Source organism: Caballeronia arvi (assembly GCF_001544695.2).
GTDB lineage: Bacteria > Pseudomonadota > Gammaproteobacteria > Burkholderiales > Burkholderiaceae > Caballeronia > Caballeronia arvi.
Map to the genome: position 1 here is coordinate 135,395 of NZ_FCOM02000017.1, position 12,806 is coordinate 148,200.

The 12,806-nt window shown below is 60.2% G+C and carries 6 protein-coding genes; 2 read left to right on the forward strand and 4 right to left on the reverse strand.

Annotation, left to right across the window (positions count from 1 at the left end; genetic code table 11):
- Positions 1 to 99: 99 nt before the first annotated feature.
- Positions 100 to 960, reverse strand: a complete 861-nt coding sequence (locus AWB74_RS20485; protein WP_061148550.1) for an ATP-grasp fold amidoligase family protein — start codon at positions 958 to 960, stop codon at positions 100 to 102.
- A 547-nt stretch (positions 961 to 1,507) separates the two neighbouring features.
- Between AWB74_RS20485 and AWB74_RS20490 the strand changes: the two genes are divergently transcribed.
- Complete coding sequence (locus tag AWB74_RS20490) at positions 1,508 to 2,746, forward strand: hypothetical protein (protein ID WP_235024634.1); 1,239 nt, start codon at positions 1,508 to 1,510, stop codon at positions 2,744 to 2,746.
- Between the two features lie 51 nt (positions 2,747 to 2,797).
- Here the strand turns inward: AWB74_RS20490 and AWB74_RS20495 are convergent, their stop codons facing one another.
- Together AWB74_RS20495 and AWB74_RS20500 are read right to left on the reverse strand one after the other, a co-directional pair.
- On the reverse strand, positions 2,798 to 4,489 hold the full coding sequence (locus AWB74_RS20495) for a cyclic peptide export ABC transporter (RefSeq protein WP_061148551.1): 1,692 nt from the start codon (positions 4,487 to 4,489) through the stop codon (positions 2,798 to 2,800).
- On the reverse strand, positions 4,489 to 5,364 hold the full coding sequence (locus tag AWB74_RS20500; RefSeq protein WP_235024635.1) for an alpha/beta fold hydrolase: 876 nt from the start codon (positions 5,362 to 5,364) through the stop codon (positions 4,489 to 4,491). Before AWB74_RS20500 ends, AWB74_RS20495 begins: the two co-directional genes overlap by 1 nt.
- Before the next feature lie 196 nt (positions 5,365 to 5,560).
- Between AWB74_RS20500 and AWB74_RS20505 the strand changes: the two genes are divergently transcribed.
- A complete protein-coding gene (locus AWB74_RS20505; RefSeq protein ID WP_061148553.1) occupies positions 5,561 to 6,220 on the forward strand; it encodes an RNA-binding protein in 660 nt (219 codons plus the stop codon).
- A gap of 79 nt (positions 6,221 to 6,299) precedes the next feature.
- Here AWB74_RS20505 and AWB74_RS20510 read toward each other — a convergent pair whose 3' ends face one another.
- Positions 6,300 to 12,779: an amino acid adenylation domain-containing protein gene (locus AWB74_RS20510; RefSeq protein ID WP_235024636.1), complete on the reverse strand. Its 6,480-nt coding sequence runs from the start codon at positions 12,777 to 12,779 to the stop codon at positions 6,300 to 6,302.
- Positions 12,780 to 12,806: the final 27 nt, after the last annotated feature.

Consider the following 12,806-nt stretch of genomic DNA (forward strand, 5'->3'; position numbering starts at 1 on the left):
GTCTGGCGGATATTGGCTCGATTTACGTTTCAAACGCGCGCTTCGCGCAAGCGCGTGTCCGAAGACGCATACGGCGCGTGCCGTATGCGTCTTCTGCGCTTACATCAGGCTGCCCCACTCGTAGTCGACCCGGTCCGGCGTCAGGGCGAACATGCCCGCGCCGGGTGTGAAAGTCAGCTCACCGAAGTAGATGACGTCATTCGAATCGTAGAGATCGACGCGCACGAACTCGAAGTCGCTTGCCAGTTCGCGCGCGGCCCACAGCAGCGTATCGAGATTCTTCGGGCGCGGGTCTGGCGTCGTGCTGCGCGCGTATTTGCCCATCGAGATGTCGAGAAGGTTCCAGTCGGCATCGTAGATGTCGCCGCGCGGACGTTCGCCGAATCGGTCGGAGATCACGAGGATGAAGATCTTGGGATTGCCCGACTCCTTGTTGAAGACATGGAACTTCATGTCGGCCGGGACGATGCCATCCTCGTTCAGAAGAAGCGCTTCGAAGAAAATGCGCCGCTCGATCGGGCGGTAATGACGTTCCCGATACACCGAGTAAAAGTCGGTGGATAACCAGCGTTGCCCGAGCGCATGAAGTTCTTCGAACGAAGTCTCCGCCTTGTTTCTTACGAGCTTAACGAAGCCGCTGCCGTGAGTGGCCTTCATCACGAAGGAAGATGGAAGCGCATTGAAAACATCTTCCGTGAAATCCGACGGCTCGGCGACGAGCGGCACGAGATATTCGCTGCCGATCTTTCTGGCGACGTATTCGCGCACTTTCAGCTTGTCACTCAGATCGACGTAGCGGGGATCGGGATAAAGACAGCGTTCCAGTATTTTTTCATTGAACGTCGTGGGATTGCGCAGGTTTGGAAAGCGCCCGATTCTGCGCCGATGGTAAATGCTCAGCAACAGGTTGTCGGGCAACCAATCCCTTACGCTGTGGAACAGCGCCTTTGAGAAAGTCATTCGCTTGCCTCCAATTCTCGGCTGGAGTGGATCACTCATCTTGCTTCAGATGTATTCGTTAGACGTTCACGAGCGGGGGCGGTTCGAGAGTTTAGTTCGCTTGTGCACACTTCAAACATAAAATTTAGATCTCATCCGAACAATCCATCACACGTATGTGCGCGACCGCACACACGCGACTACGAAGTTAGTGGAACGAAACCCGCGCATTACTTCTACTTGCGACGATCAAGCATCGACGTTACATTCCCTTTCGCCGGTAATCAAATCGCCGGACTGGTTTCTCTCTTTTCGATGAGTCGCTGGACTCCATCGGCGTACGTCTGACCGAAAGCGATTCGGTCATTTCAACCGTACGTCGCAGCGACAGGCGTCAATACTTGCGTCAATCGTATCGAGTTCGTCTCGCGGGGCAAACGTTTTTTTGCTCCGGGGCGCATCGCGATACTTCCGATGCAGGGCGCATTCGATGCAAGCACGCGTGCCTGCGTCCGCAGTGCTGCCCGCATCACGTTCAGGTTTTCAAACGAAGAGGCGGAGTCGACCCATGCTCAAAGAGAAGCACACACACATTCGATGGATCAGCGCCGCAGCCTCGGCGGCCGCGCTTGCCTTGCTTGCCGCTTGCGGTGGCGGTGGCGGATCCGACAACGGTTCGAACACCACTTCGAGCAGTACGCCCGCGTCAGGCGCAACGCCCGCGTCATCTCCGACGCCCGCGTCGGAGACGTCGCCGACGAACACTTCACCGACGCTCGCCGCGGCGACCGCGGTCGTCGACGGCACGACGATTGGCACCGCGCAATGGAGCGATGGCTCGACATCGAGCGGTGGCACCGGCCAGGCGGTGAACGGCCTCAACTGCGCGGTGGCGGGCGCCAAGTACAGCTATGCGCACCTGTCGATCTATCAGAACGGCAAGCAGCTTGCCTTGCCTGCGAATATCGGCACAGTGGTGCCGACGATGGCGCGGCAGACGGGCTGCGTCTATCCGGTCCATACGGTCGATGCATCGGGCAAGATCCGCATGGACGTGACGTCCAACGGGTCATACACGCTCGGTCAGTTCTTCGCCGTCTGGGGGCAACCGCTCAGCACGACCAACGTGGCAGGCCTCACCGGCAACGTCACCGCGTGGGTGAACACGGGCGGCGCGCTTCAGCAATACAGCGGCGATCTCGCGAGCCTCTCGCTGACGCAGCACGGTGAAGTGACGCTCGTCATCGGCACGCCGCCCGCCCAGATCGCGACCTACGCGTGGACCGATCCGCCGCCCTTCACGTCGACGGTCAGCACGCTCAGCTTCGGCGGCTTGCTCGGCACCCTGTACTTTCCGGACGGCAGCACGGGGATCGGCAGCACCGGTGCGACTGTGGATGGCGTAGTCTGCGCGCCAGGCATGGCCGAGACCTTCCACGTTCACTCGCATGTCGCGATCTTCAAGGACGGCCAATGGCTCGCGTTCCCGAAGAACGTCGGCATTACGTCCGGGTGCAACTACGAGCTGCATACGCACGACAACACCGGCATCATTCATATCGAAACGCCTAACGTCAAGCCGTTCACGCTCGGCCAGGTCTTCGATATCTGGGGCGTGCCGTTGTCCAGCACGAATGTGGCGGGCATCACGGGCAACGTCGTGGTCTATATCAACGACAACGGCGATGTGCGCCGCTATACCGGCGACCCGCGCGCCATCCCGCTGACGTCGCTGCGCGATATCACGTTCCAGATTGGCTCGTCGCTGACGACGCTGCCGACCTATTCGTGGTACGAACCGCAGTAACCTGAAGACGAACGCCGCGGTGCGAGCCGCGGCGTTCGAACGATTGCGCTGTCACTCGGCAACGGCCGAGCCGCCGCGTCCCGCATACAGGCCTTCTTTCAGGGCTTGCGCGGATACATCGACGAGACGGCCGTTCGCAACCTGAACGAGACGGTCGGCACATTCGAAGTAGGCATCGTCGTGCGAAATGACGATGACCGTCTTGCCCTTGCGCTTGAGCTCGGGAATCAACTGCGTATAAAACACGCGCCTGAACACGGGGTCCTGATCGGCGGCCCATTCATCGAACAGATAGATCGGACGATCTTCCAGATACGACGAAATGAGCGCCATGCGCTTGCGCTGACCCGACGAAAGGCTGGTCGTGCTGAACCGGTTGCCTTCCATGCTGACCTTGTGATCGAGCTCGAGCTTGTGAAGATACTGTGCCGCCTGCTTTGCGATCTGCGTCTGGTCCTGGCACAGCACTTCATCGAACAGATGAAAGTCCGCGAACACGGCTGAAAATCGCTGGCGATATTGCACGAGATTGTCCTTGCCGACTTTCACGCCATTCAGTTCGACATGTCCCTGCTCGGGTTCGTAGAGGCCGAGCAGCAACATCGCGAGCGTGGTTTTGCCGCTGCCGTTTCCGCCGATCAGATAGACGACTTCCCCTTCACGGATCGACAGATCGATCGGTCCGAGCGTGAACGGATGATCCTCGGTCAGCCCCGGATAGCGGTGCGACACGCCGCGAAAGCCGATGAGCGGCGCACCCTCGACCGCCGCGGCAAAGGGATCGTCCTGCGCGACGTGTGCGTCGTCGTCCTGCTCCTGCATGAGCTCGGCATCGAGAATGCGAATGCGCGTCAGCGCGATGGACGCCTGACGCAGGATCGGCAATGTCGTCATCACTTCGCTGACGGGTTGAATCAGAAAGAGCAGCAACAGCGTGAGCGTCACTAGAACGCCGTGCGATTGCGGAAACCAGTGCGGTACCACGAGCAGGATCAGGCCGATCGCTACATAGAACAGCATGCCGCCCGCATTGGCGACGAGCGAATAGATGAGCATCGCCCGCGTGAACGAGCGCCGGAACTGATGCGCGGTCGGATGTACCACATGGTCGGTGAAGTAGCGGGCTCGCGCGTTGTTGAGCTGCAATTCGCGCGTGCCTTCCAGCAGGGAGCGAAAGTGCCGGAAGATGATATCGAGCTGATCGCGAACGGCCTGCATCTCGCGCAATGGCCAGCGCTCCACGCTGTGATAGATGACGCCTCCGGCGATGAGAAAGACGAAGAAGCACGCGAATGCCTGCCATGAAAGCCATGCCATGTAGGCGAGGCATACAGCGATCAGGATCACGTTGCCGAACGTGATCGGGAGCATTTGCGCGGCTTGCGCGAAGGTGCCGATGTCCGTGGTGAGGATGGCGAGCAGGCGCGCCTTGCCGAGGCTTTGCAGCCGCTTGTAGGGCGTGCGCAGGATCTTGCGGCACAGTTCGATACGCAAGCCGCATATCACTTGCTGACCGAAGTCCATCACGATGATTTGCGAGCTCGTCCTGAACAGCAACTGCGCTGCGCACACTGCGAAGAAGACGATCACGAGCCCGCGCGTTTCGATCTGGCCTGCTGCGACGTTGCTGATCAATCTGGCGATTTCCGCGCTGCAAAGCGCGCCCGCGAATCCTGCGATGACGGCGACTACGAGACGCGGCGCCGATTGCCTGCGAATCTCCGATGGAATGATCGAGAACATCACAGACCTCCGCTGGCGGCATGCGGCAGCGAAGCAAGGAACGTCTCGATGGCCCGGTTGAATTCCTCGGGGTTATCGGTCATCACTGCATGGCCTGCGCCGGATATCGTCGCAAGGCGTCCTTTCGGCAATGCCTGATGCGCCATGCGCAGCGCGACCTGCGGATTGAGCACCGCGGAGCCTACGCCTCGCACGACGAGGCTCGGGCATCGCACGGACCTGAGCATGTGCCAGAACTGCTCGGCGCGCGGTTCTTCGCTCAGCGGCGAGTCATCGGCTACATGCCGGTCCAGCTTCGGCTCGAATGCGCCGGTTTGCGTGCGGCGCAATGCGTGCGCAGCGAGATTGCGAAGCGCACGCCCGTTCGCAAGCGGACGGCGATCGTGCAGCCATGACACGTATTCGTCGATCGATTCGAAGCGCGACGGCGTATCGTGTATTTCGGCGCGGACCTTTTTTGAACCGGTCACGTCGGATTCCGGTCCAAAGTCGACCAGCACCAGCCCGGAGGTGAACTGTTCGAGCATGCCGGTCAGTTGCAATGCCACGCTGCCGCCGAGCGAATGACCGATAAGGACGGGCTTTCGGACGTTCAGCGCGAGCAAGACTTCGAGCACGTCGCCCGCCAGAGCGCGCGAGCCGTAGGCGCCATCCGGGTCCCAGCTCGAATCGCCGTGGCCGCGAAGATCGATGGATATGAAACGGTAGTCTGGCGACGCATCTTCTGTCAAAGTACGCCACACGCCGCTGCACTCACCGCGGCCGTGCAGCAGCACGCAAGGTGTTCCGGTGCTGCCCGAATCTTCTATTGAAATGTCGAAACGGCCACTCCGAACCCGGATGTTGCGGCGCTGCATGAATAAGGGTCGTTTCATCGTCATCACCTGTCTGAATGGGCCGGACTTGCACTGAACAGCGACCAGCTTGGCGAACGAGACTTAGAAAGCAATTAGGGATCGAGTCGAGCGAATACCGTTATATCCGAGACCTGACAGGCACGAATCACGCTAACAAGCGCCTAACTTTTCACGCTTAGCCTTACGCACACTGAAACCTTCTGGTGGAGTGCATATGAACAGTTCTGAACATGCTTTCGAAGAGCAGGATTCTCAGCTGGCAGAGTTTGAGTACACCCAGGATGCAGCCGGTTCGCCGGAAGAATTCGCGGCGATGATCGCCGAGGCGCTGCGAGTGAAGCGTTGTGTCGTGTCGATACCGCTCGACGAGCGGGTCGCCGAAGTGTGCTCCGGGCACACCGCGGCATTTGGCGAAGTGCATGTCGGAGAGAAGACGGCCATCGTCGAATACTCGGATACACGCGACAAGATGTTCGCCGTGCTTGCGCTGAACGGAACGGCGATCGGCGTCGTGCAGGTGTCGGGGCCGCAAGACAGGCGGCGTTTCGATGATCATGATCTGCAATTGCTCCGCATTCTCGGTACATTGGTCACGAAAGCCGTCGAGGCCGACAGGCTGCAGAAGCTCGTCGCCTCGCCCTTCACCCGCATGACGCTCAGGAGAGCGTCGGATCAGACGATCGGTGACATCGTCGCTCAATCGGTACAGAACCCAGGTCAACTCTCGAAGATGCTTGCTCGATCTTTCTATCGTGAGATGACGCGTGCAGGTTTCAACTTCAATCAGATCATCGGTGCGGCCACCGAGATCATCTCCGAACTCGCCAGCAATGTGCGCAAGCATAGCGACCGCAAGCAGCGTCGCGAAGGCTAGGCGCGTTTCATTCTCTTTCTCCTGTTCTTAAGTTAAAGCGCATCGCCACCGGCGTTTCTACCGGTGGCGATGCGCGCTGCTACTTCGCGTGAACTTCTGCATTCGGATGTTTGCTTGCCGATGCTGCGATGACATTCGACGAAGCGAGGTTCTGTCCGATCCTCGCAAGCGACGATGGCAGACACATCTCGGCGTGCGCGCAATCGATGTCGTAGTTCATGATCGAACCATCCACTCGCTCGCGCCATTGCGCGAAAGGTCGAGGTTGTCCCGGCGACTCGGATCGCGTGGCGGTGAAGTAGACGATATCGCCATAGAACTGCTTGGGCGCGAACGTCGACTGCAACTGCATGTTGCGCTGGGTTGCACCGATCAGCGTCATGATGTGCCCGTCCGTGATATAGGCGGGTATCAGGCGATGTTCGCGCAAGGCAATGACGCGTTCCGAAGTCGATTGCATGGCCTGAAGCGAAAGCATCAGATCTGGTGACATGCTCGGGAATGTCGCGGCGAAGAGCGCGCATTCGTCGACTTCACGCGCGTCCAGTGCATCGGGAAGACGCGAATCGAGCAGCACGAGCTGACTCACCTTCTCGCCGAGGTTCTGAAGCTGAGTCGCCATTTCATAGGCGAGCAGTCCGCCGAAGGACCAGCCGAGCAAATGATAAGGACCTTGAGGTTGAATCGTGCGGATGCGCGTGATGTAGTCGGTCGCCATCTCGGCGATGCTCGCGGGACCGTAATCGGGCTGCTGCAGCGCTGGCGTCTGCACGGCATAGATCGGGCGATCGCCATCGATGATCTGCGCAAGACCCGCATAGCTCCAGGCCAGTCCGCCGACCGGGTGAATGCAGAAGAGCGGAGCGCCATCGCCTGGCGTGCGGATCGGCAGAATCGTGTCGAACTCGGTGTTCGACGGCGCAGTGTTCAGGTGATTCGCCAGTTCCGCGACCGATGGCGCGTTGAAGAGAACCCGGATCGAAATGTCCTGGCCGAGCTTCGCATGGATTTGCGCCATCAGTTGCACGGCAAGCAGCGAATGCCCGCCGAGCGTAAAGAAGTTATCGAAGACGCTGACGCGTTCGAGGCCGAGCACGCTGGCAAAGCACTGCGCAAGCGTGTGTTCGAGCGATGTGCGCGGTGCGACATATGCAGCGAGATCCTGCCACTGCGGATCAGGCAACGCGCGGCGATCGAGCTTGCCATTGGGCGTCAAAGGCAACGCATCGAGCACGACGAAGGCTGACGGCACCATGTAATCGGGCAGACGCGAGTTCAGATGCTCACGAAGGGCGTCTGTGTCGATCTCTTCGATGCCGGTTACATAAGCGATGAGTTGCTGATCCTGTGTTCCCTCATGTCGAGCACGCGCGATGACGACCGCTTCACGCACAGCCGGATGACTGGCGATCTGCGCCTCGATCTCCCCAAGCTCGATACGGAAGCCGCGAATCTTGACCTGATGATCGTTGCGGCCAAGGAACTCGATATTGCCGTCAGGACGATATCGCGCGATATCACCCGTTCGGTACATGCGTGCATCGGCAACGAACGGATCATCGATAAAGCGTTCAGCAGTGAGATCAGGACGATTCAGATAACCACGCGCCACGCCCGCTCCACCGATATACAGTTCACCCACCGCACCCGGCGGCACGAGCTGATATTGCGCATCGAGCAGATACATGCGCGTGTTGGCGATCGGACGACCGACTGACACCGTGGACGACATTTCCGCTTCGAGTCCCGTCCGATAGCACGATGACCAGACCGTGGTCTCGGTCGGACCATACAGATTCCACAGCGCTTTGACCTTCTCACCGAGACGCGTCGCGAGACCGGCAGACAAGGCTTCGCCACCGCAGAGCGCGGTGAGTTGCGCGTTACCCGTCCACTGCGTATCGAGCAACATGCGCCAGGTCGCGGGCGTCGCCTGCATGAAGCTGATGTCGTGTTCGGCGATGAGCATTTGAAGCGCGACCGGATCGGCTGCATCGCTTCTGCGTGCAAGCACGATGCAGGCGCCCGTGCTCAAGGGCAGATACAACTCGAGGCCCGCGATATCGAAGGCAATGGTCGTGACGGCGAGCAGCTTGTCGGCTGCGCGCATGGACGTGATATCGCGCATCGAGCAGAGGAAGTTCAGCATCTCGCGATGCTCGACCATCACGCCCTTGGGCTTGCCGGTTGAACCGGAAGTAAAGAGCACGTAGGCGAGGTGATGCGGAGCGACCGAGGTATGCGGATCGTCTTGTGAGCCATCGAACGATGTGTCTGGATCGAGCACGCTCAATGTACCCGTGTCGCCGAGCGCTTCACGGCCGGCTGCATCGGCGAGCAGAAGCTTCGGCGTGGAGTCGGTGAGGATGTGGCTCAGACGCTCGCCCGGATAGGCCGGATCGAGCGGCACATAAGCGCCGCCTGCTTTGAGGATCGCCAGCAATGAAACGACCATGCCGATGCCACGCTCCACGCACAGCGCCACGCGATCTTCGGGACGCACGCCCAGCGCGATCAGATGATGTGCCAGCCGATTGGCGCGCGCATTGAGTTGCTTATACGTGAGCGACTCGTTATCGAAGATCAGCGCGATGGCATCGGGCGTACGTTGAACCTGTTGCTCGAACAACTGATGAATGCACAGATTGTCCGGATAGGACGCAGCCGTATCGTTCCACGTCCGAACCAGCAAATCGCGTGTCTCGTGCGGCAACACGTCGAGTCGATTCACCGGCGTCTGAGGCGCATGTTCGAGCGCCTGCGCAAGGCTCAAAAGCGCCTGCTCCATATAGCCGCACAACTGCTCGGGCGAGAGCGGCGCGACCGTCTGTGCAGTGAGTCCAAGACTCTCGCCGTCGTCTTCGACTGCGAGCATCAGCGGATAGTTGGTGCGCTCTTCGGCGCCAAGCAGTTCGATGCCATCGAAGGCCTGCTGTTCATCGGTTCCAGCTTGATTGTGACGATAGTTGAGCAGTGCGCTAAAGAGCGGTGCGGGCGCGACGACACCACTGCATCGCTGAGCGAGCGCGAGCGGTGCATGCTGATGTTGTAGCAAAGCCGCGAGACGTTCATGCGTTTGACGAACGCTGTCGACCACAGATACCTCGTTCACGTCGAGGCGAATCGGCAGTGTGTTGATCAACAAGCCCAAAGCCTGATCGACGCCGGCCTGCATGCGCCCGAGCAGCACGGTGCCGAACACGATGCGTCCGTCAGAATCGGCTGCGCTGGCCGCACCGAGCACGCGCGCCCACGCGAGATGACACAGGCTTGCAAGACTCACGCCGAGCTGACGCGCTTGCGTACGCAGACGCGTATTGAGCGTAGCGGGCAGCGTCACACGCGCTTCGGCCACAGCAGAGCCGTCGTGATGCACGTCCGTGAAACCGAAAGGCAGCGTGGGTTCGCTGACATCGGCGAGCATGTCGCGGAAGAACGCTTCATGCTCTTCCTGAGTTGCACCGAGCCGCGCTTGCGCGACCAGATCGCGGAAGTGTTGAGCGGTGCCAAGCGGGTGCTCGCGATCATCGAGCAGCGCGCTGATTTCCTTCTGAATCACCTCCAGCGTGACGTGATCGCCGATCAGGTGATGCCACACGAGCAACGCCAGCCAGCGTTCCGAATCCGGTTCCTTCGCGACGGTCAGCCGAAGCAAAGGAGCTTGATCCAGTGGCAGACGCTGCGAGCGCGCATCGAACTGGCGGGCGAGTTGTTCAGCGGCCGGACCCTGCGCCGGATCGAGGTCGATCTCGTGAATCGTTGCGGGTGCATCACGCAGCACGACCTGAGCGGGCGCGCTGATGCCATCGTGGATAAAGGCGGTGCGCAGAATGTCATGTCGCTTGATGATCTGTTGCAGAGCATCAAGCCAGGCATCGAAACGCGCGCGGCTGTCGAAGGCGATGCGCGCGGTTTGCAGATACGGATCGCCTTCGATGCTCAGCATGTGATGGAACAGAATGCCTTCCTGAAGCGGCGCAAGTGCATAGATATCTTGCACGTTGCCGATACCACCTGGCACTTGCGCCACGATGCGATCGATATCGCTTTGCGTCAACGCGATGAGCGGCAGCATGGCGGGCGTGAGCGCGGTGCTGTCGGTCGTGATGACGTTGGGCGGCACGACGATATCGGTTGTGATCGTACCGCGCTCCAGCGAAGCCGCGAGCGCGCTGAGCACGGGGGTGGCGAATAGATCGCGCACGTTGGCGTGCAGGCCGATGCGGCGCATGCGTTCGACGAGCGTGACCGCAAGTAAAGAGTGTCCGCCGAGCGAGAAGAAGTTGTCCTGCCGGCCGACGCGCTCGAGGCCGAGCAAGCCGGCCCACAGATCGGCGAGTGCGGCTTCGGTCTGACCTTGCGGGGCTTCGAAGGGGCGCAGCGCGAAGGCATCGGCTTGCGGATCGGGCAGTGCGTGACGATCGAGCTTGCCGTTGGGTGTGAGCGGCAAGGCATCGAGCGTGACGAACGCCGAAGGCACCATGTAATCGGGCAAGTGCGTGGCGAGCTGCTCGCGCAATACGCTGACATCGACTTCGGAAAGCAACGTGACATAGGCGACGAGTTGTTGATCTTGTGACTCTTCGCTTCGGGCACGCGCAATGAGTACAGCCTCGCGCACCGCCGGATGCGCGACGAGCTGAGCCTCGATCTCACCGAGCTCGATACGGAAGCCCCGAATCTTGACCTGATGATCGTTACGGCCGAGAAACTCGATGTTGCCATCGGCGCGATAGCGTGCGAGATCGCCGGTGCGGTACATGCGGGTGCCAGGCACGAATGGATCGTCGAGGAAGCGTTCGACGGTGAGTTCGGGCCGGTTCAGATAGCCACGCGCCACGCCCGCGCCGCCGATGTAAAGCTCGCCCACCGTGCCGAGCGGCACCGGCTTGCATTGGGCATCGAGCAGATAAATGCGCGTGTTGGCGATCGGCTTGCCGATGGTTTCCGTCAACCGCTCGCCTTTGTGCATCTCGATCCAGGTCGAGTACGTCGTCGTCTCGGATGGGCCATACAGATTGCACAGCCGCTCGATACCGGTCTCGGCGAAAATCCGTTTCATCAGCGCGAGTTTCAGCGGTTCACCGGCAAGGTTGATCGTGCGGACCGATGCGAGCGATGCGTCAGCATCCAGCAGCGACGTAATCGCCGATGGCACCGTATTGATCAGGCTGACCTCGTACGGATTTCTGACCAGCGCGAGGACGTTGTCGACCAGATGAATCGTTGCGCCTCGCGTCAAAGGCGCGAAACACTCGTAGATGGAGAGATCGAAGTTGAGCGACGTTGCAAAGAGCGTGTGCGAAAGCTCTTCAGGCGTGAACGCATCCTGAGCCCAGGTCAGGAAGTTCACGGCATTCCGGTGTTCGATCGCAACGCCCTTGGGCTTGCCGGTCGAACCGGAGGTGTAGATCACATAGGCGAGGTTATGCGGCGCGACGGACGTTTGCGGATTGTCTTGCGGGAGTGTTTCATCGAGCGATGCATGGGCATCGAGCACATTCAGCGATCCCGTGTCGCCCAAGGCTTCCCGACCGGCGGTATCGGCGATCAGAAGCAGAGGCGCGGCGTCGGTGAGGATGTGGCTCAGACGTTCTCCCGGATAAGCCGGATCGAGCGGCACATAAGCGCCGCCTGCCTTGAGTATCGCCATCAACGCGACGATCATGTCGATGCCGCGCTCCATGCACAGCGCGATCCGATCTTCCGGGCTCACGCCAAGCGTGATCAGATGATGCGCAAGTCGATTGGCGCGTGCGTTGAGTTGCGCATAGGTGAGTGAGTCGTCTTCGAAGACGAGGGCGATTGCATCGGGATTGCGTTGAACCTGCAGTTCGAAAAGCTGATGAATACACAGATGCTCGGGATAAGCCGCAGCCGTGTCGTTCCAGCGTTCGAGCAACGCATGCTCTTCGGGCAGCACGAGTTCGAGCGAATGCAGCGGTGCGTTGGGTTTGTCGAGCGCTTGATCGAGCAGGCGTGTGAAGCGTTCACCGAAACGCACGATGGTGCGTTCATCGAAAAGATCTGTCGCGTAACTGATGCTGCCGGCGAAGCGATCTTGCGTGTTCGTGAGGTTCAGCGTGATATCGAACTTGGCGCCTGCTTCCGATGGCGGCATCAACTCAAGCGTGAGGCCGGGCAAGGCAAGTGGTTCCATCGGTGCGTTCTGCAACACGAACATCACCTGGAACAGCGCCGTGCGGCTGGTGTCACGAACCGGCGCAAGTGCTTCGACGAGCTTCTCGAAAGGCAAGTCCTGATGCGCATAAGCGGCGAGCGTCGTGTCGCGAACCTGCGCGAGCAACGTGCGCAAGGAAGGCGAGCCGGAGAGATCGGCACGCAGCACCAGCGTATTGACGAACAGGCCGATAAGCGGCTCGATCTGTGCATGCGTGCGATTAGCGATGGGCGATCCCACTGCCACTTCCGACTGTCCCGACAGGCGTGCAAGCAAGGTCTGAAACACGGCGAGCAGCAACATGAAAGGCGTGACGCCTTCCTGATGTGCCAGCGCGTTCAGACGCCCGCATAACTCGGGGCTGAGCGCAAACGGCAAGGTCGCGCCGCGTCCGCTGATCTGCGC